Annotated in this window: 27 protein-coding genes; 11 read left to right on the forward strand and 16 right to left on the reverse strand. The window is 57.4% G+C overall.

Going from position 1 to position 25,402, the window contains the following annotated elements:
• Positions 1 to 213 precede the first annotated feature (213 nt).
• Genes livF through livK form a run of 5 tightly spaced genes read right to left on the reverse strand, consistent with a single transcriptional unit; the run spans position 214 to position 5,049 of the window.
• Positions 214 to 927: a high-affinity branched-chain amino acid ABC transporter ATP-binding protein LivF gene (gene livF, locus INF86_RS00445; RefSeq protein ID WP_023298801.1), complete on the reverse strand. Its 714-nt coding sequence runs from the start codon at positions 925 to 927 to the stop codon at positions 214 to 216.
• Position 928: 1 nt separating this feature from the next.
• Positions 929 to 1,696 carry a high-affinity branched-chain amino acid ABC transporter ATP-binding protein LivG gene (livG, locus tag INF86_RS00450; protein WP_022649661.1) on the reverse strand — a complete coding sequence of 256 codons (768 nt, stop codon included), beginning with the start codon at positions 1,694 to 1,696 and terminating at the stop codon, positions 929 to 931.
• Positions 1,693 to 2,970 (reverse strand): high-affinity branched-chain amino acid ABC transporter permease LivM, encoded by a 1,278-nt coding sequence (locus tag INF86_RS00455; protein WP_063149280.1) that lies wholly within the window; start codon positions 2,968 to 2,970, stop codon positions 1,693 to 1,695. The genes livG and INF86_RS00455 overlap by 4 nt, the downstream gene beginning before the upstream one ends.
• Complete coding sequence (gene livH / locus INF86_RS00460) at positions 2,967 to 3,893, reverse strand: high-affinity branched-chain amino acid ABC transporter permease LivH (protein WP_022649662.1); 927 nt, start codon at positions 3,891 to 3,893, stop codon at positions 2,967 to 2,969. The genes INF86_RS00455 and livH overlap by 4 nt, the downstream gene beginning before the upstream one ends.
• Positions 3,894 to 3,939: 46 nt before the next feature.
• Entirely contained in the window at positions 3,940 to 5,049 is a 1,110-nt protein-coding gene (livK, locus tag INF86_RS00465) for a high-affinity branched-chain amino acid ABC transporter substrate-binding protein LivK (RefSeq protein WP_022649663.1), read from the reverse strand.
• A gap of 424 nt (positions 5,050 to 5,473) precedes the next feature.
• Between livK and panM the strand changes: the two genes are divergently transcribed.
• Positions 5,474 to 5,857, forward strand: coding sequence for an aspartate 1-decarboxylase autocleavage activator PanM (gene panM / locus INF86_RS00470; protein WP_022649664.1), 384 nt, complete (start codon positions 5,474 to 5,476; stop codon positions 5,855 to 5,857).
• 200 nt (positions 5,858 to 6,057) lie between these two features.
• On the opposite strand, the gene livJ is transcribed toward panM, so the two are convergent.
• The 6 genes from livJ to ftsY all read right to left on the reverse strand — a co-directional run bounded on the left by livJ (position 6,058) and on the right by ftsY (position 13,042).
• Positions 6,058 to 7,158 (reverse strand): branched chain amino acid ABC transporter substrate-binding protein LivJ, encoded by a 1,101-nt coding sequence (gene livJ, locus INF86_RS00475; RefSeq protein ID WP_015571474.1) that lies wholly within the window; start codon positions 7,156 to 7,158, stop codon positions 6,058 to 6,060.
• A 197-nt stretch (positions 7,159 to 7,355) separates the two neighbouring features.
• Positions 7,356 to 8,621, reverse strand: coding sequence for a 4-aminobutyrate--2-oxoglutarate transaminase (locus tag INF86_RS00480; protein WP_032626831.1), 1,266 nt, complete (start codon positions 8,619 to 8,621; stop codon positions 7,356 to 7,358).
• Between the two features lie 136 nt (positions 8,622 to 8,757).
• Positions 8,758 to 9,615: an RNA polymerase sigma factor RpoH gene (gene rpoH / locus INF86_RS00485; protein ID WP_000159624.1), complete on the reverse strand. Its 858-nt coding sequence runs from the start codon at positions 9,613 to 9,615 to the stop codon at positions 8,758 to 8,760.
• A gap of 250 nt (positions 9,616 to 9,865) precedes the next feature.
• A complete protein-coding gene (gene ftsX, locus INF86_RS00490; RefSeq protein WP_022649667.1) occupies positions 9,866 to 10,921 on the reverse strand; it encodes a permease-like cell division protein FtsX in 1,056 nt (351 codons plus the stop codon).
• Positions 10,914 to 11,579, reverse strand: coding sequence for a cell division ATP-binding protein FtsE (gene ftsE, locus INF86_RS00495; protein WP_006812284.1), 666 nt, complete (start codon positions 11,577 to 11,579; stop codon positions 10,914 to 10,916). Before ftsE ends, ftsX begins: the two co-directional genes overlap by 8 nt.
• A gap of 2 nt (positions 11,580 to 11,581) precedes the next feature.
• The gene (ftsY, locus tag INF86_RS00500; protein ID WP_023298805.1) at positions 11,582 to 13,042 is read right to left on the reverse strand and encodes a signal recognition particle-docking protein FtsY; all 1,461 of its coding nucleotides are present in this window, start codon (positions 13,040 to 13,042) and stop codon (positions 11,582 to 11,584) included.
• A 126-nt stretch (positions 13,043 to 13,168) separates the two neighbouring features.
• On the opposite strand from ftsY, the gene rsmD reads away from it, so the two are divergent.
• Both rsmD and INF86_RS00510 read left to right on the forward strand, forming a co-directional pair.
• Positions 13,169 to 13,771, forward strand: coding sequence for a 16S rRNA (guanine(966)-N(2))-methyltransferase (rsmD, locus tag INF86_RS00505; RefSeq protein WP_022649669.1), 603 nt, complete (start codon positions 13,169 to 13,171; stop codon positions 13,769 to 13,771).
• Positions 13,755 to 14,036, forward strand: coding sequence for a DUF1145 family protein (locus tag INF86_RS00510; RefSeq protein WP_022649670.1), 282 nt, complete (start codon positions 13,755 to 13,757; stop codon positions 14,034 to 14,036). Before rsmD ends, INF86_RS00510 begins: the two co-directional genes overlap by 17 nt.
• A gap of 97 nt (positions 14,037 to 14,133) precedes the next feature.
• Here INF86_RS00510 and INF86_RS00515 read toward each other — a convergent pair whose 3' ends face one another.
• Positions 14,134 to 14,493, reverse strand: coding sequence for a DUF2500 domain-containing protein (locus tag INF86_RS00515; protein WP_022649671.1), 360 nt, complete (start codon positions 14,491 to 14,493; stop codon positions 14,134 to 14,136).
• Positions 14,494 to 14,622: 129 nt separating this feature from the next.
• Here INF86_RS00515 and INF86_RS00520 point away from each other — a divergent pair, with 129 nt between their 5' ends.
• Together INF86_RS00520 and zntA are read left to right on the forward strand one after the other, a co-directional pair.
• Positions 14,623 to 15,249 (forward strand): lysoplasmalogenase, encoded by a 627-nt coding sequence (locus tag INF86_RS00520; protein ID WP_022649672.1) that lies wholly within the window; start codon positions 14,623 to 14,625, stop codon positions 15,247 to 15,249.
• A 76-nt stretch (positions 15,250 to 15,325) separates the two neighbouring features.
• On the forward strand, positions 15,326 to 17,497 hold the full coding sequence (zntA, locus tag INF86_RS00525) for a Zn(II)/Cd(II)/Pb(II) translocating P-type ATPase ZntA (protein ID WP_193543128.1): 2,172 nt from the start codon (positions 15,326 to 15,328) through the stop codon (positions 17,495 to 17,497).
• Between the two features lie 89 nt (positions 17,498 to 17,586).
• Here the strand turns inward: zntA and INF86_RS00530 are convergent, their stop codons facing one another.
• The 4 genes from INF86_RS00530 to tusA all read right to left on the reverse strand — a co-directional run bounded on the left by INF86_RS00530 (position 17,587) and on the right by tusA (position 20,854).
• Positions 17,587 to 18,873, reverse strand: a complete 1,287-nt coding sequence (locus tag INF86_RS00530; protein WP_022649674.1) for a TRAP transporter large permease — start codon at positions 18,871 to 18,873, stop codon at positions 17,587 to 17,589.
• Positions 18,874 to 18,883: 10 nt separating this feature from the next.
• Positions 18,884 to 19,393, reverse strand: coding sequence for a TRAP transporter small permease (locus INF86_RS00535; protein WP_003861278.1), 510 nt, complete (start codon positions 19,391 to 19,393; stop codon positions 18,884 to 18,886).
• A 12-nt stretch (positions 19,394 to 19,405) separates the two neighbouring features.
• Positions 19,406 to 20,377: a TRAP transporter substrate-binding protein gene (locus INF86_RS00540; RefSeq protein WP_193543129.1), complete on the reverse strand. Its 972-nt coding sequence runs from the start codon at positions 20,375 to 20,377 to the stop codon at positions 19,406 to 19,408.
• Between the two features lie 234 nt (positions 20,378 to 20,611).
• A complete protein-coding gene (tusA, locus tag INF86_RS00545; protein ID WP_023307136.1) occupies positions 20,612 to 20,854 on the reverse strand; it encodes a sulfurtransferase TusA in 243 nt (80 codons plus the stop codon).
• Positions 20,855 to 21,023: 169 nt separating this feature from the next.
• On the opposite strand from tusA, the gene INF86_RS00550 reads away from it, so the two are divergent.
• The 6 genes from INF86_RS00550 (at position 21,024) to INF86_RS00575 (ending at position 25,402) form a co-directional block, all read left to right on the forward strand.
• Complete coding sequence (locus INF86_RS00550) at positions 21,024 to 21,689, forward strand: 7-cyano-7-deazaguanine/7-aminomethyl-7-deazaguanine transporter (protein ID WP_193543130.1); 666 nt, start codon at positions 21,024 to 21,026, stop codon at positions 21,687 to 21,689.
• A gap of 72 nt (positions 21,690 to 21,761) precedes the next feature.
• The gene (locus INF86_RS00555) at positions 21,762 to 22,319 is read left to right on the forward strand and encodes a DcrB family lipoprotein (RefSeq protein WP_022649677.1); all 558 of its coding nucleotides are present in this window, start codon (positions 21,762 to 21,764) and stop codon (positions 22,317 to 22,319) included.
• A gap of 135 nt (positions 22,320 to 22,454) precedes the next feature.
• Entirely contained in the window at positions 22,455 to 23,504 is a 1,050-nt protein-coding gene (locus tag INF86_RS00560) for an AI-2E family transporter (RefSeq protein WP_003861270.1), read from the forward strand.
• 125 nt (positions 23,505 to 23,629) lie between these two features.
• A complete protein-coding gene (locus INF86_RS00565) occupies positions 23,630 to 24,352 on the forward strand; it encodes a beta-ketoacyl synthase chain length factor (protein ID WP_023307137.1) in 723 nt (240 codons plus the stop codon).
• A complete protein-coding gene (locus tag INF86_RS00570; RefSeq protein WP_048966280.1) occupies positions 24,349 to 25,164 on the forward strand; it encodes a 1-acyl-sn-glycerol-3-phosphate acyltransferase in 816 nt (271 codons plus the stop codon). The genes INF86_RS00565 and INF86_RS00570 overlap by 4 nt, the downstream gene beginning before the upstream one ends.
• The gene (locus INF86_RS00575) at positions 25,145 to 25,402 is read left to right on the forward strand and encodes a phosphopantetheine-binding protein (protein WP_193543131.1); all 258 of its coding nucleotides are present in this window, start codon (positions 25,145 to 25,147) and stop codon (positions 25,400 to 25,402) included. The genes INF86_RS00570 and INF86_RS00575 overlap by 20 nt, the downstream gene beginning before the upstream one ends.

Here is a 25,402-nt window from a genome sequence, read left to right on the forward strand (position 1 = left end):
TCACGCGTTTTGTGCTCGCGAGGTAACATGACATGCTCGAATGACAGAAAAATAACTGTTTGTTTACAGATAGGTGACAGCCAGGCGTCAGAGGGATGATGGTTGTGTGAAGGGGTTAATATGAAAAAAAGCCGGGTGGCGGCTTCGCCTTACCCGGCCTACATGGTATCCGTAGGCCCGGTAAGCGCAGCGCCACCGGGCGATACAGACGGCTTAGCCGCCCAAATACGCGCTCCGCACCGCTTCGTTCGCCAGTAGCGCATCGCCGGTATCGGAGAGCACCACGCGGCCGTTCTCCAGCACGTAGCCACGGTCAGCGAGCTTCAGCGCCTGGTTGGCGTTCTGCTCGACGAGGAAGATGGTCATCCCCTCTTTGCGCAGCTGCTCGATGGTGTCGAAAATCTGCTGAATGATGATAGGCGCCAGCCCGAGCGACGGTTCATCCAGCAGCAGCAGACGCGGCTGGCTCATCAGCGCGCGGCCAATCGCCAGCATCTGTTGCTCCCCGCCGGACATGGTGCCCGCGCGCTGAATTCGCCGCTCCCACAGGCGCGGGAAGAGTTCGTATACCCATTTGATGCGGGTCTGGTATTCATCCCGGTGGGCGAAGAAACCGCCCATCGCCAGGTTCTCTTCGACCGTCATGCGCGAGAACACGCGACGCCCTTCCGGGACGATCGCTACCGCTTCACGCATAATTTTAGCCGTCTGCCAGTCGGTAATATCTTTGCCGTCAAACACAATCCGCCCGCTGGTGGCGCGCGGATCGCCGCACAGGGTGCCGAGCAGCGTGGTTTTCCCCGCGCCGTTGGCACCAATCAGGGTGACGATCTCGCCCTGATTGATGTGCAGGCTGACGTCGTGCAGCGCCTGGATCTTACCGTAGTGCGCATTGACCTTGTCGAACGTTAACATCGCTTTTTCCATCTTATGCCTCACCAAGGTATGCGCGGATCACGTCCGGGTTGCTGCGGATCTCTTCCGGCGTGCCGTTTGCCAGCGGCGTGCCCTGGTTTACCACGTAGATACGGTCCGAAATGCCCATCACCAGCTTCATGTCGTGCTCAATCAGCAGGATGGTGGTGTCGTGATGATCGCGAAGCTCGGCAATCAGCTCGTCCAGCTCTTTGGTCTCTTTCGGGTTAAGGCCCGCCGCCGGTTCGTCGAGCATCAGGATCTCCGGCTGGGTCACCATGCAGCGCACGATCTCAAGGCGACGCTGGTCACCGTAGGCGAGGTTGCTCGCCTGACGGTTGGCGTGCTGGAGCAGGCCGATACGGTCGAGCCAGGTGGCGGCGCGATCGAGCGCCTCCTCCTGCGCGCGGCGGAAGGCCGGGGTTTTCAGCAGGCCGGAAAAGAGGCCGGTTTTGAGCTGCTGATGTTGCGCCACCAGCAGGTTCTCAATCACCGTCATCTCACGGAACAGACGCACGTGCTGGAAGGTACGCACCACGCCCATGCGGGCAATCTGCTGGCCCGGTAGCCCTTCGAGGTGCTGGTCGCGCAGCATGATGGTGCCACCTGTCGGCTTGTAAAAACCGGTCAGGCAGTTGAATACTGTGGTTTTCCCTGCGCCGTTCGGGCCAATCAGGGAGACAATCTCTTTCTTGTGCAGATCCAGATTCACATTGTTGACCGCCAGCAGGCCACCAAAACGCATCATCAGACCGTTAACGGATAATAATGGCTGACTCATGCCTGCTCTCCTTTCGCTTCCGCGCTCTTAAGCTTCAGCTGTGGACGCGTCATCGGCAGCAAGCCCTGCGGACGCCAGATCATCATCAGCACCATCAAGCCACCCAGCATCAGCATGCTGTATTCGTTAAAGTCGCGCATCAGCTCGCGCGAGACCACCAGCAGGATGGCCGCGAGGATCACGGCGAACTGGGAACCCATCCCGCCGAGCACCACAATCGCCAGCACGAAGGCCGATTCGGCAAAGGTGAACGATTCCGGGCTGACGAAGCCCTGACGCGCGGCAAACAGCGTTCCGGCGAAACCGGCAAACGCGGCGCTGATGGTAAACGCGGTCAGCTTGATACGGGTCGGATTCAGGCCCAGGGAACGGCAGGCGATCTCATCCTCACGCAGCGCTTCCCATGCGCGGCCCAGCGGCATGCGCAGCAGACGGTTGATCACAAACAGGGTAATCACCACCAGCAGCAGCGCCACCAGGTAGAGCCAGATCACGCGGTCGGACGGGTCGTATTTGATGCCAAAGAAGTTGCTGAAGGTATCCCAGCCGCCTTCGCGGGCGGTACGGCTGAACTCCAGGCCGAAGAAGGTCGGTTTCGGGATCTGGCTGATGCCGTTCGGACCGCCGGTCACTTCGGTATTGTTGAGCAGCAGGATACGGACGATTTCGCCGAAGCCTAAGGTCACAATCGCCAGGTAGTCACCGCGCAGGCGCAGCACCGGGAAGCCGAGCAGGAAGCCCGCGGCGGCAGAGACCAGCCCCGCCAGCGGCAAACAGGTCCAGAAGCCGAGGCCGTAATAATGGTTCAGCAGCGCGAAGGTGTACGCGCCGATGGCGTAGAACCCGCCGTAGCCCAGCACCAGCAGGCCAGACAGCCCCACCACCACGTTCAGACCTAGCCCCAGAATCACGTAGATCATGGTCAGGGTGGCAATATCCACCGTCCCGCGCGATACCATAAACGGCCACGCCACGGCAGCCACCAGCAGCGCCACAAGGAACAGCTTCTGCTTCACGGTTGTACCGTCGATCGCCGGCAGGACGAATTTCGGCCCGGAGACGTTCTTCAGCGTCTTCTGGAACAGCGGACGCAGCAGCTGGAACAGGAACACCACGCCAGTACCGATTAACACCCACTGCCAGCGGATATCGGGGGCGGTATCCACCACCAGCTTCGTGCCGTCCAGCCCTAACTGGACGCCCATAAAGACGCCCGCCAGGACGAAGAACATGGCGGCAGAAAGCAGCGCCATCGCAAAATGCATCGGTTTCATACTTTCTCTACCTCCGGACGGCCCAGAATACCGGTAGGCATCACCAGCAGAACCAGAATCAGCAGGGCAAACGACACCACATCTTTATATTCGGTGCTCAGGTACGCCGAGGAGAGCGCTTCGGCCACGCCCAAAATCAGGCCGCCAATCATCGCGCCCGGAATGCTGCCGATACCGCCCAGTACCGCGGCGGTGAAGGCTTTCATCCCGGCCATAAAGCCGATGTACGGGTTGATTACGCCGTAGAACTGGCCGAGCAACACGCCCGCCACCGCCGCCATCGCTGCACCGATCACGAAGGTCAGGGCAATCACGCGGTCGGTGTTGATCCCGAGCAAGCTCGCCATCTTCAGGTCTTCCGCGCAGGCGCGGCAGGCGCGTCCCATGCGGGAGTAGCGGATGAAAACGGTCAGGGCCAGCATCGCCAGGAAGGTCACAATCCAGATAACCAGCTGCATGGTGGTGACAGAGGCGGAGAAGTTTTCGCTGGCCCCCACAATCCACTGGCCGTTAAACAGGCTTGGCAGCGCCACGTCGCGTGAACCTTCGGTCAGGCTGACGTAGTTTTGCAGGAAGATGGACATACCGATGGCGGAGATCAGCGCAATAAGGCGCTTGGAGCTGCGCACCGGCCGGTAGGCCACCCGTTCGATGCTCCAGCCGTAGGCGCTGGCAATCACAATCGCGCCGACAAACCCGGCGGCCACCAGCAACCAGCTGCTGTCGATGCCCATCATCATCAACGCGGCGATGATCATAAAGGAGACGTAGCTACCGATCATGTACACCTCGCCGTGGGCGAAGTTGATCATGCCGATAATGCCGTAAACCATCGTGTAGCCGATGGCGATCAGCGCGTAGGTGCTTCCCAGCGTGACGCCGTTAAACATCTGCTGCAAAAAGTAGAGAAACTGCTCGGACATATGCAAACCTTTTTATATCCGCCCGGTAAACCGGGCGGTGGGATTATTATTTGGCGACCGAGGACGAACCGTCGGCGTGCCACTTAAAGACACCAAATTCAAATCCCTTCAGATCGCCTTTCTCATCCCAGTTCAGCGGCCCAATCACGGTGTTCGCCCCGTGTGCTTTTAAATCTTTCACCAGATCCAGCGGCTCTTTGCTGCCGGTGCGATCCATGGCCGTGGCCAGCGACTGCACGGCCGCGTAGGTGATCCAGACGTATGGGCCACTCGGATCTTTCTTCTGTGCCTTGAGCGCATCCACGATAGCTTTATTCGCCGGATCCTGGTCATAGCGTTTTGGCATCGTCACCAGCATGCCTTCGGCAGAATCGCCCGCGATGTTGGACAGGGAGGCATTACCGACGCCCTCTGGCCCCATAAACTGGGTTTTCAGACCGGTGGCGCGCGCCTGGCGCAACATCTGCCCCATTTCCGGGTAGTAGCCGCCGTAGTAAACGAAGTCGATATTCTCTTTTTGCAGGCGGGCGATCAGCGCGGAGAAGTCTTTCTCACCGGCGGTAATGCCGTCGAAGAAGACGATATTCGCCCCGCCTTTTTTCAGGCCGTCCTGTACGGAGCGCGCCAGGCCTTCACCGTACTGCTGTTTGTCATGAATGATGGCAATGCGCTGTGGCTTAACGGTTTCGAGGATGTATTTGGCGGCGGTTGGCCCCTGCGAGGAGTCCAGACCGGCGGTACGCATAATGTGCTGGTAACCCCGCTGGGTCAGTTCCGGGTTGGTGGCGCCCGGGGTGATCATCAGGATGCCTTCGTCTTCGTAGATATCAGACGCAGGCTGCGTGGAGGAGGAACACAGGTGCCCGATGACGTACTGGATACCGTCGTTAACGATTTTGTTGGCGACCGCGACGGCCTGTTTTGGATCGCAGGCGTCGTCATACTCCACGCCCACCAGCTTGTCGCCTTTGATGCCGCCTTTAGCATTGATATCTTTGATGGCCTGACGCGCGCCGTTGAACTCCATATCGCCCCACTGGGCAACGGGGCCGGACATCGCACCCACTACCGCAACTTTAATGTCGTCTGCCATAGCGGCATGCGAGATCGACAGTGCGACCATCCCCGCGATTAACGTCTTCGCGTTCCTTTTCATCTCAGAATCCCCATTCGTGAAGTGATGTTTATATTTTGTTTTATTATGGTTAAAAAGCATTCTGTACTTTTAATGAACAACGCTATTTTTACCAGTGCCTTTAAAGGTTTAGCGCAGGTTTTTAACAAAAACCAGACTAATATCTCTATTTTTCAGGCGATTAAGCAAAGATAATATTCTGAAATCAGACGGAGATAAACAAATAAAAGCGCAGTTTGCAGCATAAAATAACGGTACAAAGCGCCGAATAAATCACTACCCTTCAGGTTAAAATTCTGCTTATTTTTCGATCCATGTGTTTTCAAACTGCCCATCGCGTTGCCAAAAAACTAATCACCTGGTAAATGGGAAGAAAAAGAGAAAGTGCCTGAGCAATTAAATTGAGTACACTGGCCGTACTCTTTTTGATTTGGACAAGCAGCTAATGAAACTGACTATCGTGCGTCTGGTGACCTTTAGCGACCAGGATCATATCGACCTGGGCAAGATCTGGCCGGAATATTCTTCTTCATCGCTGGCCGTCGATGAGAACCACCGCATCTATGCCGCGCGCTTTAACGAGCGCCTGCTGGCCGCCGTCCGCGTAACGCTGAGCGGCACGGAAGGGGCGCTGGACTCCCTGCGCGTGCGCGACGTGACCCGTCGTCGCGGGGTCGGGCAGTATTTGATTGAAGAGGTGATCCGCGAAAACCCGAGCGTGACCTCCTGGTGGATGGCCGACGTGGGCGTGGAGGATCGCGGCGTAATGGCGGCGTTTATGCAGGCGTTAGGGTTTACGGCGCAGGCGAACGGGTGGGAGAAGCGCTAAAAGAAAGCCGGGTGGCGGCTGCGCCTTACCCGGCCTACATTCATTATCTGCCGCATTTTCCCAGGCTGATTGTAGGCCCGGTAAGCGAAGCGCCACCGGGCAAAAGCGGGGCTCTGCGGCCTGATGCCCTCACCCCGGCCCTCTCCCACGGGGAGAGGGAGAAAACATTAAAAAAGGCAACTTACGTTGCCTTTTTGCTTTTATTTGGCGTCTGTCGCCGTGCCGTTGGCATGCCAGTCGAACACGCCGAACTCGAAGCCCTTCAGGTCGCCCTTCTCATCCCAGGACAGCGGCCCCATCACGGTTTCCACCGAATTCGCTTTCAGCCAGGTGGCAATCTCCGCCGGATCGGCTGACTGGTTCAGGCCCGCTTGCAGAGACTGCAACGCTGCGTAAGTGGTCCAGACGAACGCACCGCTAGGATCCTGTTTCTTCGCCTTGATGGCATCTACAACAGGTTTGTTCGCAGGCACCTGGTCGTAGTTTTTCGGTTTGGTCACCAGCAGCCCTTCAGCAGACTCACCCGCGATGTTAGACAGGGAAACGTTCGCCACGCCTTCTGGCCCCATGAACTGTGTCTTCAGACCCGCCGCACGCGCCTGACGCAGGATCTGCCCCATTTCCGGGTGGTAGCCGCCGTAATAAACGAAATCGATATTCTCTTTCTTCAGACGCGCTACCAGAGTCGAGAAGTCTTTCTCACCGGCGGTGATACCGTCAAAGAACACCACGTTGGCATTCGCTTTTTTCAGGTTATCCTGCACCGCACGGGCCAGGCCTTCGCCGTACTGCTGTTTGTCATGAACAATCGCGATGCGCTGCGGCTTCACTTTTTCAACAATGTATTTCGCGGCGGTTGGCCCCTGATCCGAGTCCAGACCGGTGGTACGCAGGATCAGCTTATAGCCGCGCGCGGTCAGCTCTGGTGCCGTCGCAGCCGGCGTGATCATCAGAATGCCTTCGTCTTCGTAGATGTCAGACGCGGGCTGGGTGGAAGAGGAGCACAGGTGACCGATAACGTATTTGATCCCGTCATTTACCACTTTGTTCGCCACCGCGACCGCCTGTTTCGGGTCACAGGCATCGTCATATTTTACGATTTGCAGCTTTTCGCCCTTGATGCCGCCCTTAGCATTAATGTCTGCAACCGCCTGTTCCGCGCCCGTAAATTCCTGGTCGCCGTACTGTGCTACCGGACCGGACATCGCGCCCACCACGGCCACTTTAATATCGGCCTGCGCCATAGTGCTGAATGCCAACGCGATACATCCTGCCAGTAACGCTTTACCCTTCATGTTCATCCTGAGATTCCCCATTATTATGGTTATAACGATTGTTGTGATGTTGTTGTGTAGCGCTTTATTTCAATTATAGGCGTGCTGTTCGCGCTTTTTCAGCATACTCTGCTAAAACATACCCCATTTTTATGATTTTGGAATAGCTAATTTGAAATGAAAATATGATAAGCCCGACTGTCATTTCAGCCGGGCTTTTGGCTTTATCGTGTCAGCGAGGCGGAAATAATATCCAGCGCTTTACGGAACTGCGCTTCGGGGATGGTGAGCGGGTAGAGGAAGCGGATAACGTTGCCGTAGACGCCGCAACTCAAAAGCAGCAGCCCTTCGTTCAACGCGCGCTCCTGAACCTGACGGGTAAATTCCGGCGACGGCTGTCCGGTTTGCGGATCGGTAAATTCCACCGCCACCATCGAGCCCTGCCCACGGATATCGGCGATCCAGGGACAGCCATCCTTCGCTTTATTCAGCACCTCGACAAGATGATGGCCGAGATGAGACGCGCGCGTGCAGAGATCTTCCTCGTCAATCACGTCCAGCACCGCATGGGCCGCCGCAATCGCCAGCGGGTTACCCGCGTAGGTGCCGCCCAGTCCGCCCGGAGCGGGCGCGTCCATCACCTCTGCCCGGCCAGAGACGGCAGAGAGCGGCATTCCGCCCGCCAGGCTTTTCGCCATGGTGATCAGATCGGGCTTCACGCAGTGGTTTTCCATGGAGAATAGCTTGCCGGTACGGGCGAAGCCGGTTTGCACTTCGTCGGCAATCAGTAAAATCCCGTGGGTATCGCACAGGGCACGCAGCGCCTGCATAAAATCAGCGGGTGCGACGTTGAACCCGCCCTCGCCCTGAACCGGTTCAATAATGATTGCCGCCACCTGATCGGGCGCGATATCGGCTTTGAAGATGCGCTCCAGGCTTTTTAACGCTTCGGCGGTACTGACGCCGTGCAGGTTGTTGGGGAATTGCGCGTGGTACACCGAGCCGGGGAACGGGCCGAAGCCGAGCTTATAGGGCGCCACTTTGCCGGTCAGCGCCATGGTCATAAAGGTACGGCCGTGGAACGCGCCGCCGAAGGTGATAAGGCCGGGACGTCTGGTGTACGCGCGGGCAATTTTCACCGCGTTTTCGACCGCTTCTGCACCGGTTGAGAAGAAGGCGGTTTTGGCTGGCCCCTCTATGGGTACGCGCTGGTTGATGCGCTCGGCAAGCGCCACATAACCTTCATAGGGGACGATCTGGTAAGCGGTATGGGTAAAGGCATGAAGCTGTTTTTCGATGGCGGCGATAACTTTAGGATGGCGATGCCCGGTATTCAGCACGGCGATCCCGGCGGCAAAATCAATATACTCGTTACCTTCTACATCCCACACCGTGGCGTTTTCGGCTTTATCGGCATAGAAGTTACACATGACGCCGATACCGCGCGGCGTCGCCTGTAAACGCCGGTCGTTCAGTTCGTTATTTTTCACCCTGTCACCCTCTGAAAGTCGCCTGCTTAGCGCATCAGTAAGTGTTTGCCAGGGGGGAGAAATTCGCCAGAGCGGGCGCTAAAAAAACAAAACCCCCAGACTCTCATCCAGGGGTTCTCGGTGTACTTCGAGGAAATTACGCTTCGATAGCGGCGCGAAGTTTTTTCATGGCGTTCTTCTCAAGCTGACGCACACGTTCAGCGGAGACGCCGTAGCGGTCGGCCAGTTCCTGCAACGTGGACTTGTTATCTTCGTCCAGCCAGCGGGCACGGATGATATCCTGGCTACGCTCGTCGAGGCCTTCCATCGCGAAGGTCAGCTTGTTTGCCGCCTGGTCTTCCCAGTTATCCTCTTCAATGCCGTCAGCAAAGTTAGAGGTTTTATCCTGCAGATACAGGACCGGGGCCATCGGCTGGCTGTCGGAGGCATCGTCGTCGGCAGACATATCAAACGTCATGTCCTGCGCGGCCATACGGGATTCCATCTCGCGGACGTCTTTGCTGGAAACGCCCAGTTCGCGCGCCACCATTTCCACTTCATCCTGATTGAACCAGCCCAGACGCTGCTTGGTTTTACGCAGGTTGAAGAACAGTTTGCGCTGCGCTTTCGTCGTGGCGACTTTCACAATACGCCAGTTACGCAGGACGTATTCGTGAATTTCCGCTTTGATCCAGTGCACGGCGAAGGAGACGAGTCGCACACCCACTTCCGGGTTGAAGCGACGTACCGCCTTCATCAGGCCAATGTTACCTTCCTGAATCAGGTCCGCCTGCGGCAGGCCGTAGCCCGCATAATTACGAGCAACGTGAACAACAAAGCGCAGGTGAGACAGGATCAGCGTTTTAGCTGCTTCCAGATCGCCCTGGTAATGCAGCTTTTCAGCAAGCTCCTTTTCTTCCTCAGCCGTTAACATCGGCCAGGTGTTCGCAGCCCGGATGTAAGATTCCAGGTTACCAACAGGGGCTAAAGCTAAAGTTTGCATTTCTTTGGTCATTCATTCCTCTCAATGTTTCTTCTGGTCCAGGTTGTCCCCGTCAGGCAACAACCATGCCAAAGCGTTTGAGCAACGAGATTAGCATTCACTCTTTTATCAGACAGTGATTTTATCCACAAGTTCCAGGTGCAACAGTGAATAAATTACGCACAAAATGTGACATGAAGATGATTACAGGGGAAGAGACAACAGGGACGCTTTCCCTGCAAGCGAACATCTCGGTGCAGGGAAAGATTATATCACGCTTTTATTAGTCGGGAGTAAAGTGGCGTAAATGTTGAACCGTTGCCAGCCATGCCGCCACCCAGCCGATCATGGAGCAGACCAGCAGCAACAGCAGGCACTCATCGAACCCTAAGCCACTGATATCAAACTTCGTTCCGAAAACCTGCGCCACCTCAGTGACGGCAGACGACAGCCGCATCACCAAAATTTCTGACAAAATCAATGAAAGAAATGCACCAGAAAAACCTAATAACGCGCCGCCGTAGAGGAACGGGCGGAGGATGAAACCATCCGTTGCGCCAATCAGTTTCTGCACGTTGATGGTATCGCGACGGGCGAAGATGCTCAGGCGCACGCTGTTACCGATGACGAGGAACACCGCCGCCACCATCAGCACGCCGATCATCGCCGATACGCGCCCCACCAGCCCGGTCAGGGCGGCAAGACGGGCAAACCAGCTGTCGTCCATGCGCACTTCATCAATCCCATTGATGCGGGTAATGCGGTCGCGCAGGGTGTTGAGCGAATCGGTGCCCTGGAAATCGAGCTTCGGGATCACCACCGCCACGGCGGGCAGCGGGTTCTCTTCCAGCATATCCAGCGCGCCGCCGAACCCGGACCAGTTGCGGAATTCGCCCAGCGCTTCATCGCGGGAAAGATAGTTCACCTTCTCCACGCCCTGCTCGGCCTGAATCTGCCCCACTACCTGAGCCGCCGCGTTATCGTCGAGGGCTTTATCCAGATAAACGGTAATCTGCGGCGACGGATAGTACTGGGACGCCGCCTGGTTTACGTTTTTGTAAACCATGTAGCAGACGCTCGGCAGCGTCAGGGAGATGGCAATCACCATCACCGTCAGGAACGTCGCCAGCGGTTTGCTTTTTAGATCCTGCAACGCGCCCTGGAAGGCGTAGCGCACCTGTTCGTTGAAGACGTTGGTTTTACGGGAGTTCGGTTTCGGTGTCGCTTTGGCACGCTTAGGCGCATGGCGATTGCCGTCCCCGCCGCCCTGAGGCTTGCGGAAACGGTCAAACCGGTTGCTGAACTGCCGTATCTGGTTCATTGCATCACGCTTATTCACCGTGGCCTCCGTGCAAATGCCCGTCGCTCAGGGTCAGCATGCGGTACGAACGGCGTGAGATAAGCCCCATGTCGTGCGTCGCCATCAGTACCGTGACCCCCACGCGGTTAAATTCCTCAAACAGACGCAGGATCCCTTCAGAGAGGGCATCGTCCAGGTTACCGGTCGGTTCATCCGCCAGCAAGACGGCAGGCTTGTTCACCACCGCACGGGCGATGCCCACGCGCTGCTGCTCACCGCCGGAGAGCTGGATCGGGAAGTTCTTCGCTTTGTCCAGCAGCCCGACCTTATCCAGCGCCGCCGAAACGCGACGGCGGATATCATCGTAACTGGCGCCGGCAATAATCAGCGGGATCGCGACGTTATCGAAAACCGTGCGATCCATCAGCAGGTGGTGATCCTGGAAAATCATGCCAATCTGACGACGCAGGAACGGCACTTCACGGTTCTTAAGACGGCTAATTTCATGGCCGCTGAACCAGATTTTCCCGGCACTTGGCCGCTCGATCCCACAGATCAGCTTGAGCAGGGTACTTTTCCCCGCGCCGGAATGGCCGGTCAGGAATGCCATCTCGCCTGGCTGGAGGTGGAATGTTACCCCCTGCAGCGCTTGTCTCCCGCCGAGATAGGCCTTGCTGACGTGTTCAAAGCGAATCATTGTTAGTCCTCTCGGGCAAATAGTGCCTCAATAAAGTCGTCCGCTTTAAACGGACGTAAATCCTCAATACGCTCGCCCACACCGATATAACGGATAGGAATGCCGAACTGGTCGGCCACGGAGAAGATCACCCCGCCTTTCGCGGTGCCGTCCAGCTTGGTCAGCGTGATCCCGGTCAGTCCTACCGCTTCATTGAACAGCTTCGCCTGGCTGATGGCGTTCTGTCCGGTGCTGGCGTCGATAGTCAGCATAATTTCATGCGGTGCATCTTCGTCCAGCTTCTTCATGACGCGAACGATTTTCTTCAGCTCTTCCATCAGGTGCGATTTGTTCTGCAAACGCCCTGCGGTATCTGCAATCAGCACGTCCACGTTACGCGACTTCGCCGCCTGGATGGCATCGAAAATCACGGACGCGGAATCCGCGCCGGTGTGCTGGGCAATGACCGGAATATTGTTGCGCTGGCCCCACACCTGGAGCTGTTCCACCGCTGCCGCACGGAAGGTATCGCCCGCCGCCAGCATCACCGATTTGCCCTGCTGCTCAAACTGGCGCGCCAGCTTGCCGATGGTGGTGGTTTTACCCACGCCGTTGACGCCAACCATCAGAATAACAAAGGGCATTTTGCCTTCAATATTAAGCGGTTCGTCAACTTTTGCGAGAATTTCACCCATCTCGTCTTTCAGCAGGCCGTACAGCGCCTCGGCGTCACGCAGCTGTTTGCGGTTCGCCCCTTCGGTCAGGTTGGCGATGATTTTCCGGGTGGTTTCCACGCCCACGTCCGCAATCAGCAGTTGCTCTTCCAGCTCCTCAAACAGATCGTCGTCGATCTTCTTGCCGCGGAACAGACTGATAAATCCGGAACCTAAGTTTTCTTTGGTTTTGAGCAGGCTGCGCTTCAGGCGCGCGAAGAAACCTTCTTTGGTCGGTTTTTCCTGCTCCTGAACGATCTCTTCTTCGGCCTGCTCTTCCACCGGCACGACGATGACCGCTTCTTCAGCCGCTTCCGCCGCCAGCGCCTGGGCCTCCAGCTCTTCGTCGGTCAGCTCTGGCTCAAGGGCCGCTTCTTCTTCCACCGCCTCAACAATTTCAACGGTTTCCGCTTCGGCCTGCCACTCTTCGGCAGAAACTTCTTCAGCTTTCACCTCTTCCGGCAGCGGCAGCGCTTCGTGTTCGATAGCGGCCTGCGGCGCTTCGGTAAGGGTTTCAACGATAACCGGCTCTGGTTTTTCGCTCTCCTGAACCTGTTCGGTAACCTCAACCACCTCTTCGGCAAAGGATTCAATCTCTTCTTTGCTGTGGGCTGGCTCTTCCGCTTCGACAACCGCAGCGGTTTCGACAGGCGTTTCAGGCTGTGACTGCTCTTCTACAACCTGCTGTTCTTCGGTTTTCTGTTCTGTTTCTTGCTCTTTTTCACCGAAACCCAACCAGGAAAAGAAGCCACGTTTTTTTTGTTTTGCCATCTGCGACTACACTCCTCGCGGCGCTATATACAGGGAAGCTAAAAAAATGATGAAATAGTCTAACACTTTACTTAATTGACATCACCGCCCGCAATCGCAGGGCATTGTTAACAGAGCTTTCCTGAGATGAAGAAACCCACCCGCGCCCCGGCCGGTCAAATTCGCATTATCGGCGGTCAGTGGCGAGGCCGGAAATTACCGGTGCCGGACAGCCCCGGTTTACGCCCTACCACGGACCGCGTTCGCGAGACGCTGTTTAACTGGCTCGCCCCGTCAATGGTAGACGCCCATTGCCTGGACTGCTTCGCCGGAAGCGGTGCATTAGGGCTGGAAGCGCTGTCGCGCTATGCTGCGAGCGCCACGCTACTGGAGATGGAGCGCGGCGTCGCGCAGACGTTGCAGCAAAATTTGGCTACGCTGAAAGCAACCAACGCCAAAGTGGTGAATACCAACACGCTGAGCTTCCTCGCGCAACAGGGAACGCCGTTCAACGTGGTGTTTGTTGACCCGCCGTTCCGTAAAGGGCTGCTGGAAGAGACATTATCGTTGCTGGAAAAAAATGGCTGGCTGGCAGACGACGCGCTGATTTACGTTGAAAGCGAAGTGGAAAATGGTCTGCCGCCCGTTCCCGTTCACTGGGATCTGCACCGCGAGAAGGTCGCCGGCCAGGTGGCTTATCGTCTGTATCACCGTCAGGCACAAGGAGGATCCGATGCCAGTACTGATTAACGTAGGGCGCTTGCTGATGCTGGGCGTCTGGGCATTTTTGATTTTGAATCTGGTACACCCGTTCCCGCGTCCGCTGAATATCTTCATTAACGTGGCGCTGATTTTCACCGCGTTCATGCATGCCTTGCAGATGGTGATGCTGAAAAACGGACTGCCGAAAGATAGCCCACCGATGACCGGCTGGCAGCAGCTACGGGTGTTTATTTTCGGCGTATTTGAGCTGCTGGTGTGGATGAAGAAGTTTAAGGCGCAGGTGAAGAAGTAAGGTGCGGCCTGATGCCCTCACCCTAACCCTCTCCCACAGGGAGAGGGGACGCTTACACCCTCTCCCCTTCGGGGAGTGGGCCGGGGTGAGGGGAAAATTACTGCTCCGGTTCAAACCCTTCAAACCGCGACCCTTTGTAGCTCAGCGTGCCTTTCTCCCCCACCGTCAGCTGGTGGTACTGCTGCGCCTCCAGTCTGAAGGTCATCTCCAGCCCGCCGGTTTCCGGCTTAAAGCTCGCTTCATAGCGCATCGTTGTGCCCGCAGGCGTCACCTGCTGCTGGCGGGATCGGCGGTCATTAAGCGGTTTCTCGCGCTTGTTCGTCACCACCACGCGCTTTTGCATCAGCGGTGCGGCATCGTTGTCGGCCTTCTCACGGCGCTGCTGCACGAAGCGAAACGAGGCGGCAATGACGATAATCGCCAGCACGACAATAAAAAACAGCGGCATCTTGCTCATTGAAAAATCCCATCAGATTATGCGGAATTCAGGATACCTCGCCTGCCCCGGCATTGCCAAACGCCCGCTCGCGTCACTACACTGGATCAGAAACTGATCATTCAGCCTCAACAGTTACAGGGAGTTAATATGCTTTGGTCATTTATCGCTGTCTGTTTTTCCGCATGGCTTTACGTCGATGCGTCTTACCGTGGCCCAGCCTGGCAGCGCTGGTTGTTTAAACCCGTCACGCTATTGCTCCTGCTGTTGCTTGCCTGGCAGGCACCGATGTTTAACGCCATCAGCTATCTTGTCCTCGCGGGGCTGTGTGCGTCCCTGATTGGCGATGCCTTAACCCTGCTGCCGCGCCAGCGTCTGCTGTACGCCGTGGGGGCATTCTTCCTGTCGCATCTGCTCTATACCATCTACTTTGCCAGCCAGATGACGCTCTCCATCTTCTGGCCGCTGCCGCTGGTGCTGCTGGTGATTGGCGCCCTGCTGATCGCGGTGATCTGGTCGCGTCTGGAAGAGATGCGTCTGCCGGTGTGTACGTTTATCGCCATGACGCTGGTGATGGTGTGGCTGGCGGGCGAGCTGTGGTTCTTCCGTCCGACAGCGCCTGCGATGTCCGCGTTCTTCGGTGCCGCACTGTTGCTGTTGGGTAACATCGTCTGGTTGGGCAGCCACTATCGCCGCCGCTTCCGTGCGGATAATGCGATTTCTGCCGCCTGTTACTTTGCCGGACACTTCCTGATTGTGCGTTCGCTGTATATCTAAATAACGCTTGACTCTGGAGTCGACTCCAGAGTGTATGCTGCGGTTAATGAGAAAATTATCATTACCGGAGACTGCCATGTCGACTCCAGAAATACCTAAAAAAGTTCCCCAATTCTCGGCACTTAAGCTCAGCCCGGTTCCGCCAAAAGAGGACTGCTGCTGCGAGGGCGCATGCGAAACGCAAACTCAAACGCTGCCTGAAAGCGGCAATCACTACAGCTGGGTCGTCAACGGCATGGACTGCGCGGCCTGCGCCCGCAAAGTGGAAAACGCGGTGAAGCAGGTGCCGGGCGTGAGCCACGTTCAGGTGCTGTTCGCTACCGAAAAGCTGCTGGTCAGCGCCGAAAACGACGTCAGCAGACAGGTTGAAGCCGCCGTCAGCAAAGCGGGTTATACCCTGCGCAGCGAAACGGCGCCCGCAGAAAAAACGTCCCCGCTAAAAGAAAACCTGCCCCTTATCACCCTCATCATGATGATGGCCCTGAGCTGGGGGCTGGAGCAGATCAACCACCCGTTCGGCAACCTGGCGTTTATCGCCACCACGCTGGTTGGCCTGTTCCCGATTGCCCGTCAGGCGCTGCGTCTGATGAGAAGCGGCAGCTGGTTTGCCATCGAAACGCTGATGAGCGTGGCGGCTATCGGGGCGCTGTTTATTGGCGCGACGGCGGAAGCGGCGATGGTGCTGCTGCTGTTCTTAATTGGCGAACGCCTTGAGGGCTGGGCGGCGAGCCGGGCGCGTAAAGGGGTGAGCGCGCTGATGGCGCTAAAGCCGGAAACCGCCACGCGGGTTATTGATGGTCAGCGTGAAACGGTCGCCATCAACACCCTGCGACCGGGTGACGTGATTGAAGTGCCCGCAGGCGGACGTCTGCCAGCCGATGGGGCCCTCGTTACCGCCACCGCAAGTTTTGACGAAAGTGCCCTGACCGGGGAATCCATCCCGGTTGCGCGCGCGGCGGGTGAAAAGGTGCCTGCGGGCGCCACCAGCATCGACCGACTGGTGCAGTTGACGGTCCTTTCCGAACCGGGCGACAGCGCCATCGACCGCATCCTCAGGCTGATTGAAGAGGCCGAGGAGCGCCGCGCGCCGGTAGAACGCTTTATCGATCGCTTCAGCCGGATTTACACCCCCGCCATCATGCTGGTGGCGCTGCTGGTCACCGTCGTCCCGCCGCTGTTCTTCGGCGCGCCGTGGGAGGGCTGGATTTACAAAGGGCTGACGCTGCTGCTGATCGGCTGCCCTTGTGCGCTGGTGATCTCCACCCCGGCGGCGATTACCTCCGGGCTGGCGGCGGCGGCACGTCGCGGGGCGCTGATTAAGGGCGGCGCGGCGCTGGAACAGCTGAGCCAGATTCAGCACATCGCCTTCGATAAAACCGGCACGCTGACCGTCGGCAGGCCGCAGGTGACCGGCGTGTATCCGCAGGACATCAGTGAAGACGCCCTGCTGACGCTGGCCGCTGCCGTGGAGCAGGGTTCCACCCACCCTCTGGCGCAGGCGATTGTGCGTGAAGCACAGCGCCGCGGGCTGAACATCCCTCCGGCAACGGCCCAGCGAGCGCTGGTCGGGTCAGGGATTGAAGCTGTGGTCGAAGGCAAAAAAGTGCTGATCGCCGCGGCGGACGCGCGCTCTACTCCACAGGTTGAGGCGCTGGAGCAGTCCGGGCAGACGGTCATTACCGTGATGCAGGACGGTGTGCCGATGGGCATGCTGGCGCTGCGCGACACCCTGCGTGACGATGCGAAAGACGCCGTCGACGCGCTACACAGGCTGGGAGTACAGGGCGTGATCCTGACCGGCGATAATCCGCGCGCGGCGGCGGCGATTGCAGGCGCGCTGGGGCTGGAGTTTAAGGCCGGATTGTTGCCTGCGGATAAAGTCAGCGCGGTAACCGAGCTGAACAGCAACGCCCCGCTGGCGATGGTCGGGGACGGAATAAACGATGCCCCGGCAATGAAAGCTTCCAGCATCGGCATTGCGATGGGCAGCGGCACCGACGTGGCACTGGAGACCGCCGACGCGGCGCTGACGCACAACCGCCTGACCGGGCTGGCGCAGATGATAGAACTTGCGCGGGCAACGCGCGCCAATATTCGGCAGAACATCGCCATTGCGCTGGGTCTGAAGGGGATTTTCCTGGTCACCACGCTGCTCGGCATGACCGGACTGTGGCTGGCGGTACTGGCGGATACGGGGGCGACGGTGCTGGTTACGGCGAACGCGTTGCGGTTGTTGCGTCAAAGGTAAAAGTGAAACGGCAACCGGGTTGCCGTTTCTCGTGTTTGCCCCCTCTCCCCGCGGGAGAGGGCCGGGGTGAGGGCATCAGGCCGCACGTGTCACTGCATCCCTAACAGCCCCGGCAACCACAATGAAATCGCCGGAATGTACGTCACCATCCCCAGCACGACCAGCAACATACCGTAAAATGGCAGCATCGCCCGCACCACGTGTTCGATCTTCTGCTTACTCACCGCACTCGCCACGAACAGCACCGACCCGACCGGCGGCGTTATCAGCCCAATCCCCAGGTTAACCATCATGATCATCCCAAAATGCACCGGGTCGATACCCAGTGCATTGGTCACCGGCAGCAGCACCGGCGTCAGGATCAGGATGATCGGCGCCATGTCCATCAGCGTGCCAATCAGCAGCAGCATGATGTTGAGGTACATGAGGATCACGTACTTGTTATCGGAGAGCGATGTGAAGAATTCGGTGATGCGCATCGGCAGCTGCATGTAGGTCATCACCGCCCCAAACGCCGCGGCAAAGCCGATTAAAATCATCACGATGGTGACGGTTTTCACCGTGCGGCACATCAGCTTCGGCAGTTCGCTCCACTTGTAGTCGCGGTAGATAAACATGGTGACGAAGAACGCCCACAGGCAGGCCACGGCGGCAGATTCGGTGGCGGTAAAAATCCCGGACAAGATCCCGCCGAGGATAATCACCACCGTCATCAGCCCCCACAGGGCATCGAGCATAATTTTCAGCGCCTGCCTGAACGGGATTTTGTCCCCCTTCGGGTAGCCGCGCTTGCGGGCGAAGCACAGGCAGAGCACCATCAGGCTCACGCCCAGCAGCAGGCCCGGCAGCACGCCCGCGATAAACAGCGTGGCGATGGAGACCGTTCCCCCGGCCGCCAGGGAGTAAATCACCGAGTTGTGGCTGGGCGGGATCAGAATCGCCTGCACCGACCCGCTGGCCGTCACCGCCGCCGCGTATTCGCGCGGATAACCCTTCTTCTCCATCTCCGGGATCATCACGCTGCCGATAGACGCCGTATCCGCCACCGACGAGCCGGAAATCGCGCCGAAGAACGTCGAGGCGACAATGTTCACCAGCGACAGCCCACCGCGGATAAAGCCGACGAACACGTAGGCGAAATTCACCAGCCGTCGGGCAATGCCCCCTTCCGCCATGATCGCCCCGGCAAGAATGAAGAACGGGATCGCCAGCAGGGTAAATTTATTGACCCCGCTGGTGATCTGGATCATCAGCGCCTCCAGCGGCAGGTCAATCCACAGCGCGCCCGCCACGGCGCTTAAGCCGACGGCGAAGGCCACCGGCATCCCCAGCGCCAGCAAAATGGCGAGGGTGAATAACAAAACAAAAGCATCCATTGTTCACCCCTTAACTGTGATTGCCGATCAGCACGACCGGACGGTTTTCCTGCGAGCCAAACAGCAGGCGTTCAAGCACAAACAGGATCAAAATGGCCGACCCGACAGGCAGAGGCAGATAGCTTTCGCCGGAGGTCAGGAGCGGAAACTCCGCCACCGGCTGCTCCCACAGCTCGACGCACAGCCAGTAGCTGTACCAGCACATCAGGCCAGAAATCAGCAGCATCAGCAGATCCACCACTCGCGCGCATACTCTTTGCAGCGACGCGGGCAGGCGGTCGGTGAGCATGTTGACCGCGATATGCGACCCGGCGCGATAGCTCACCGCCGCGCCGATAAAGGTAAACGTCACCATGCAGATAATGGCGATCGGCTCCGGCCAGGATTCGCCGCGATTGAGCACATAGCGAGAGAAGATGCCAATGGGGATCACAATCGTCATCACCAGTAGCGAGAGACCCGCCACCACCATTGCGAGCAGGTACAGACGATCCATCCACTTCAGGTAGAGTTCGGACATACGTACTCCGGATTACTGAACGTCAGCGATGGCTTTCATCAGATCCTGATGCTTGTCGCCATACTGCGCGCGCACCGGCTCAGTGGCTTTGATGAACACCGTTTTATCGATATCGTGGAACTTCACGCCGCCAGCCTTCATTTTTGCCAGCGCCTGGTCGTTATACGCATTCCACAGCTTGCGCTGCTCGAACTGCGCTTCGCGGGCCAGCGTCAGGATCTTTTGCTGTTCGTCAGCGCTGAGCTTGTCCCATTTCACTTTGGAGTAGAGCAGCATTTCCGGAGTGATAAAGTGGCCGCTCAGCGTGTAGTTTTTGGCGATCGGCATGTAGTTGTGGGCGATAAAGGTTGGCGGGTTGTTCTCCGCGCCATCGATCACCCCGGTCTGCATGCCGCTGTAAACCTCGCTGACGCCCATCGCCACCGAGTTCGCCCCCATCGCTTTCAGCGTGGCCAGCGCCACCGGGCTACCCTGAACGCGGATCTTCTTCCCTTTCAGGTCTTCCGGTTTAACGATTGGCTCTTTGGTGATCAGGTTGCGGGTGCCGGAATCCATCCAGCCGAGGAAGACCAAGCGCGATTTCGGGTTGGCGGTCAGCTTGTCGCCAATCTGCTTGCCGATATCCCCGTCGATCACCTTGTGCATGTGGTCTTCATCGCGGAATACGTAGGGCAGCGTAAACACTTCGATATCCGTCAGGATGGCGGCAACCGGCGCCATAGAGACGCGGATCATGTCTATCGCCCCCATCTGCGCCTGCTCAATCATCTGCTTTTCATCCCCCAGCACGCCGCCGGGGAAGACTTTAATCTCCAGCTTGCCATCGGTTTGTTGTTTGAGTTTTTCACCCATCTGCTGAACCGCCACCACGTTCGGGTAGCCTTCAGGATGCACATCGGCGGCTTTGATGGTCTGGGCAGAAACGGTGCAGGTAAAAGCAGACAGGCACAGAGCAGCCAGTAACGGCTTGAGGGTCGTTTTCATTGAGTCAACTCCAGGGTAGTGAAATAAGCGTTAAAACGATGTTTTAGTTTTTGACGTTTAAAAATTAGACTACGGCTGGAAAAAGGAGGGTGAAGCGCCTCACAAAAAGCGCGAAATTTTGAAACGATGGTTCGAAATTGTGATGGGTGCTTGTCGGGTGGCGGCTGCGCCTTACCCGACCTACTACACCCGTAGGCCCGTGCAAGCGAAGCGCCGCCGGGCATCAGGCCGCACTTACCCCTTACGAATCACATACCGGTACGGCAAGGTCTCGGTTTGCTGCGCTACCAGTTCATGTTCCATAAAGGTACAAAAACCGGGAATATCGCGGGTAGTGGCCGGGTCATCGGCGACGATCAGCAGCGTTTCGCCGCTCTGCATGTTACGGACGGTCTTACGCACCATCATTACCGGCTCCGGGCAACGGAGGCCCTGAGCATCAAGCGTGTGGTCTGGGCTGGAAAACAGGTCGGTCATGTTCTTCTCGTTCAGGTAAAAACGGCTGTAGTTTACGCCCCGCTATCGCCAATGCAAACCAGGTTAACGATTGCGTGAAAATTAGCCATTGCAAAGTGTCGTCAAAGCAGTATCATGCGGCGGCTTTATTGGGTTCCCTCACCCCAAATATTAATCAAAAAGGTACAATATGAACTCCTTTACACAATCGCAGCGCGTCAAGGCGTTGTTCTGGCTTTCGCTATTTCATCTGCTGGTGATCATCTCCAGTAACTATCTGGTGCAGCTCCCTATCTCCATTTTGGGTTTCCATACCACCTGGGGCGCGTTCAGTTTCCCGTTTATTTTCCTTGCGACGGATTTAACCGTGCGTATTTTTGGCGCACCGCTGGCGCGGCGGATTATTTTTGCGGTGATGATCCCGGCACTGTTTGTCTCCTACGCCATCTCCTCGCTGTTTTACATGGGAAGCTGGCAGGGCTTCGAAGCCCTGACGCATTTCAACCTGTTCGTCGCGCGTATTGCCACCGCCAGCTTTATGGCCTATGCCCTGGGGCAGATCCTCGATGTCCACGTGTTTAACCGCCTGCGTCAGAACCATCGCTGGTGGATGGCACCAACGGCTTCCACGCTGTTCGGTAACGTGAGCGATACGCTGGCCTTCTTCTTCATTGCCTTCTGGCGCAGCCCGGACGCCTTCATGGCAGAACACTGGATGGAAATCGCTCTGGTGGACTACGCCTTTAAGGTGCTTATCAGCCTGGTCTTCTTCCTGCCGATGTACGGCGTGCTGTTGAATATGCTGCTGAAAAGACTGGCAGATAAATCTGAAATCTCCGCATTGCAGGCAGGTTAAGGGTTCGCTTTATCAGTTGTGATAAGATGAACGAATGAGCCGCTATGGCCGTTTATCGAAAGGAAGAAGTCAATGCGCAATCTGGTTAAATATGTCGGGATTGGCCTGCTGGTTGTTGGCCTTGCAGCCTGTGATAACAGCGACACCAAAACGCCTGCTCAGGGCGCGTCAGCAGAAAGCAACGCCACCGGTCAGCCGGTGAGCCTGATGGATGGCAAACTCAGTTTCTCTCTGCCCGCGGACATGACCGATCAGAGCGGTAAGCTGGGCACCCAGGCGAACAACATGCACGTCTACTCCGATGCCACCGGGCAAAAAGCAGTCATTGTGATTGTCGGTGACGATACCAGCGAAGATCTGGGTGTGCTGTCCAAACGTCTGGAAGATCAGCAGCGCAGCCGCGACCCGCAGCTTCAGGTGGTGACCAATAAGTCTATCGAGCTGAAAGGCCACACGCTGCAACAGCTGGACAGCATCATCTCCGCCAAAGGCCAGACCGCTTACTCCTCCGTGGTTCTCGGCAAGGTAGATAATAAACTGCTGACCATGCAGATCACTCTGCCTGCAGATAATCAGCAAAAAGCGCAGGCAACCGCTGAAAACATCATTAACACCCTCGTGATCCAGTAATCGTTCACCAGGATGACGTGGCCTCCGTCGCTTGCGCCGGGGGCCATTTTTTTTCCATGACTTTAAGACTAACGCTCCAGACGAAGCGAATCCGGCGCACTACAATTAGCAAGCCCCCCGGAAAAAGGAATTCTTATGACTGCCAGCCCGCCCGACAAAGCCGGACTTCATATTTTATTAAAACTCGCCTGCCTGGTGGTTATCCTTGCGGGTATCCATGCGGCGGCGGATATCATTGTTCAGCTTCTGCTGGCGCTGTTTTTCGCCATCGTCCTCAACCCGCTGGTGACGTGGTTTTTACGCCGGGGCATCAGCCGCCCGGTCGCGATTACCATTGTGGTGATGGTGATGCTGGTTGTCCTGACGGCGCTGTTCGGCGTGCTCGCCGCCTCGCTGAGCGAATTTTCCACCATGCTGCCGCAGTACAATAAAGAGCTGACGCGCAAGCTGGTCGATCTCCAGCGCATGTTGCCGTTCGTGAATCTGCATATCTCACCGGAACGGATGCTGCGCCGGATGGATTCCGAGAAGGTGATGACCTACGCCACCACGTTGATGACCGGGCTTTCCGGGGCAATGGCCAGCATTCTGCTGCTGGTGATGACGGTGGTGTTTATGCTGTTCGAAGTGCGCCACGTGCCGTATAAGCTGCGTTTTGCCCTGAACAATCCGCAGATCCACATTGCCGGCTTGCATCGCGCGCTGAAGGGCGTGTCCAAATATCTGGCGCTGAAAACGCTGTTAAGCCTGTGGACCGGCGTGATCGTCTGGCTGGGGCTGGTGCTGCTGGACGTGCAGTTCGCGCTGATGTGGGGCGTGCTGGCGTTTTTACTGAACTACGTGCCCAATATCGGCGCGGTGCTTTCTGCCGTTCCGCCGATGATCCAGGCGTTCCTGTTTAACGGTTTTTATGAGTGCATGCTGGTAGGAGCGCTGTTCCTCGTCGTGCATATGGTGCTGGGCAATATTCTCGAACCGCGCATGATGGGTCACCGTCTGGGCATGTCGACGATGGTGGTGTTTTTATCGTTACTGATCTGGGGATGGCTGCTGGGACCGGTGGGCATGTTGCTCTCCGTGCCGCTCACCAGCGTCTGTAAAATCTGGATGGAAACCACGAAAGGAGGCAGTAAACTCGCCATTCTTCTGGGTCCGGGTCGGCCAAAAAGCCGTTTGCCGGGATAACCGGGTGGAAAGGGTTAAAAGTGACGTTTATTCGCCAGCGCGACGACAACATTGTACGATGTGCGCAGCAAATCGCGCTGGCGAAGAAAAAGTCACAGAAACAGGTTTATCGCGGACGCGCGTAGATGAAATTTACACTTACCCTTATCGACTGGCAGGCAAGAGCGCCAGGACTCAGCGATGCCGACGAATGGCAGGCATGGTCACGCCGGTCTGACGCCATCGATCCTGATGCACCGCTGGCGAAACTGACCGATCTGCCGATGATGACCGCCCGCCGCCTGAATTCAGGCAGCAAGCTGGCCGTTGATCTTGGCCTGATGATGCTGCGCAAACACCGCATCGACGCCGTCGTCTACAGCAGCCGTCACGGGGAGCTGGAACGCAATTTTCGTATTCTCCAGGCCCTGGCGGCAGATCAGCCCGTTTCCCCCACCGATTTTGCCATGTCGGTACACAACTCGGCGGTCGGCAATCTCACTATCGCCGCGCGTCAGCCTGTTGTCTCTTCGTCGGTTTCCGCCGGTATGGATACCTTCCAGCAGAGCTTATGCGAGGTGCTGAGCCTGCTGCATGCGGGCTACTCACGCGTGTTACTGGTAGATTTCGACGGTCTGCTGCCGGAGTTTTATCACGCCGGGCTGCCGCCGCAGATGCCCGTCTGGCCCTACGCGCTGGCGCTGGTAATTGAGGCCGGAAATACGCTCAGCTGTGAAACGCACGCCAATCGCAGGCCTGAAGAGCCCGCGCTGCCGCAAAGCCTGCAGTTCCTGCGCCATTACCTGCGGGACGAGCGCCAGTTTACCCTGCCGGGCGAGCGCCTGCTGTGGCAATGGACGCGCCAATGAGAGGGTTACGTTCCCGCCTCGATCGGGTATGGCGCATGCTGATGACCGGATTGTGCTTCGCCCTGTTCGGCCTCGGCGGGCTGACGCTGTCGCTGGTGTGGTTTAACCTGCTGCTGATTTTCCAGCGTGACCGCACTCAACGTCGCCGCCTGGCACGCCGCACTATTTCTGCCAGTTTCCGCCTGTTCCTCGCGGTGGTACGCGGTGTAGGGGTACTGGATTACCGTTTCAACAACCTGGACGTTTTGCGCGCCGAGCGAGGCTGTCTGGTGATTGCGAACCATCCCTCGCTGCTGGACTACGTTTTGCTGGCGTCGGTGATGAACGAAACTGACTGTCTGGTGAAAAGCGCGTTGCTGCGTAACCCGTTCGTCAGCGGCGTGATCCGCGCGGCGGACTATCTGATTAACAGCGAAGCCGACACGCTGCTTGCCGCAAGCCAGCAGCGTCTGGCCCAGGGCGACACCCTGCTTATCTTCCCTGAAGGCACCCGCACCCGGGTGGGAGAAGCCATGACCCTGCAACGTGGGGCGGCGAATATCGCCGTTCGCTGCAACAGCGCCGTGCGCGTGGTGGTGATCCACTGTAGCGAACGGATGCTGGATAAACAGAGCAGCTGGTATAACGTGCCCCCCAACAAACCTGTTTTCACCGTGGATGTTCGCGAACGCATCAACATTCATGATTTTTATGATGCGAGTCAGCACGAACCCGCGCTGGCGGCAAGGCAGTTAAACCGGCATATGCAGCATCAGTTAACAACTGGTCTTCAATCTTTGTCAGGAACGAAAGATGCAAGCGCTCTATCTTGAAATTAAGAATCTCATTATCTCTACGCTGAATCTGGAAGAACTTACCCCAGAGGATATTGATACAGACGCCGCGCTCTTTGGCGACGGCCTCGGTCTGGACTCAATCGACGCCCTTGAGCTAGGGCTGGCGGTAAAAAATCAGTACGGCGTACTGCTTTCTGCCGAAAGTGACGAGATGCGTCAGCACTTCTATTCCGTTGCCACGCTCGCGGCTTTTATTCATCAACAACGCGCCTGA

The sequence above is a fragment of the Enterobacter cloacae complex sp. I1M genome, from assembly GCF_014982425.1.
GTDB lineage: Bacteria > Pseudomonadota > Gammaproteobacteria > Enterobacterales > Enterobacteriaceae > Enterobacter > Enterobacter intestinihominis.

Excerpts from the sequence above, each read along its gene's own strand:
- livF (WP_023298801.1), bottom strand. The coding sequence starts at position 927 with ATGGAAAAAGCGATGTTAACGTTCGACAAGGTCAATGCGCACTACGGT.
- livG (WP_022649661.1), bottom strand. The coding sequence starts at position 1,696 with ATGAGTCAGCCATTATTATCCGTTAACGGTCTGATGATGCGTTTTGGT.
- INF86_RS00455 (WP_063149280.1), bottom strand. The coding sequence starts at position 2,970 with ATGAAACCGATGCATTTTGCGATGGCGCTGCTTTCTGCCGCCATGTTC.
- livH (WP_022649662.1), bottom strand. The coding sequence starts at position 3,893 with ATGTCCGAGCAGTTTCTCTACTTTTTGCAGCAGATGTTTAACGGCGTC.
- livK (WP_022649663.1), bottom strand. The coding sequence starts at position 5,049 with ATGAAAAGGAACGCGAAGACGTTAATCGCGGGGATGGTCGCACTGTCG.
- panM (WP_022649664.1), top strand. The coding sequence starts at position 5,474 with ATGAAACTGACTATCGTGCGTCTGGTGACCTTTAGCGACCAGGATCAT.
- livJ (WP_015571474.1), bottom strand. The coding sequence starts at position 7,158 with ATGAACATGAAGGGTAAAGCGTTACTGGCAGGATGTATCGCGTTGGCA.
- rpoH (WP_000159624.1), bottom strand. The coding sequence starts at position 9,615 with ATGACCAAAGAAATGCAAACTTTAGCTTTAGCCCCTGTTGGTAACCTG.
- ftsE (WP_006812284.1), bottom strand. The coding sequence starts at position 11,579 with ATGATTCGCTTTGAACACGTCAGCAAGGCCTATCTCGGCGGGAGACAA.
- ftsY (WP_023298805.1), bottom strand. The coding sequence starts at position 13,042 with ATGGCAAAACAAAAAAAACGTGGCTTCTTTTCCTGGTTGGGTTTCGGT.
- rsmD (WP_022649669.1), top strand. The coding sequence starts at position 13,169 with ATGAAGAAACCCACCCGCGCCCCGGCCGGTCAAATTCGCATTATCGGC.
- INF86_RS00510 (WP_022649670.1), top strand. The coding sequence starts at position 13,755 with ATGCCAGTACTGATTAACGTAGGGCGCTTGCTGATGCTGGGCGTCTGG.
- INF86_RS00515 (WP_022649671.1), bottom strand. The coding sequence starts at position 14,493 with ATGAGCAAGATGCCGCTGTTTTTTATTGTCGTGCTGGCGATTATCGTC.
- INF86_RS00520 (WP_022649672.1), top strand. The coding sequence starts at position 14,623 with ATGCTTTGGTCATTTATCGCTGTCTGTTTTTCCGCATGGCTTTACGTC.
- zntA (WP_193543128.1), top strand. The coding sequence starts at position 15,326 with ATGTCGACTCCAGAAATACCTAAAAAAGTTCCCCAATTCTCGGCACTT.
- INF86_RS00530 (WP_022649674.1), bottom strand. The coding sequence starts at position 18,873 with ATGGATGCTTTTGTTTTGTTATTCACCCTCGCCATTTTGCTGGCGCTG.
- INF86_RS00535 (WP_003861278.1), bottom strand. The coding sequence starts at position 19,393 with ATGTCCGAACTCTACCTGAAGTGGATGGATCGTCTGTACCTGCTCGCA.
- INF86_RS00540 (WP_193543129.1), bottom strand. The coding sequence starts at position 20,377 with ATGAAAACGACCCTCAAGCCGTTACTGGCTGCTCTGTGCCTGTCTGCT.
- tusA (WP_023307136.1), bottom strand. The coding sequence starts at position 20,854 with ATGACCGACCTGTTTTCCAGCCCAGACCACACGCTTGATGCTCAGGGC.
- INF86_RS00550 (WP_193543130.1), top strand. The coding sequence starts at position 21,024 with ATGAACTCCTTTACACAATCGCAGCGCGTCAAGGCGTTGTTCTGGCTT.
- INF86_RS00555 (WP_022649677.1), top strand. The coding sequence starts at position 21,762 with ATGCGCAATCTGGTTAAATATGTCGGGATTGGCCTGCTGGTTGTTGGC.
- INF86_RS00560 (WP_003861270.1), top strand. The coding sequence starts at position 22,455 with ATGACTGCCAGCCCGCCCGACAAAGCCGGACTTCATATTTTATTAAAA.
- INF86_RS00565 (WP_023307137.1), top strand. The coding sequence starts at position 23,630 with ATGAAATTTACACTTACCCTTATCGACTGGCAGGCAAGAGCGCCAGGA.
- INF86_RS00570 (WP_048966280.1), top strand. The coding sequence starts at position 24,349 with ATGAGAGGGTTACGTTCCCGCCTCGATCGGGTATGGCGCATGCTGATG.
- INF86_RS00575 (WP_193543131.1), top strand. The coding sequence starts at position 25,145 with ATGCAAGCGCTCTATCTTGAAATTAAGAATCTCATTATCTCTACGCTG.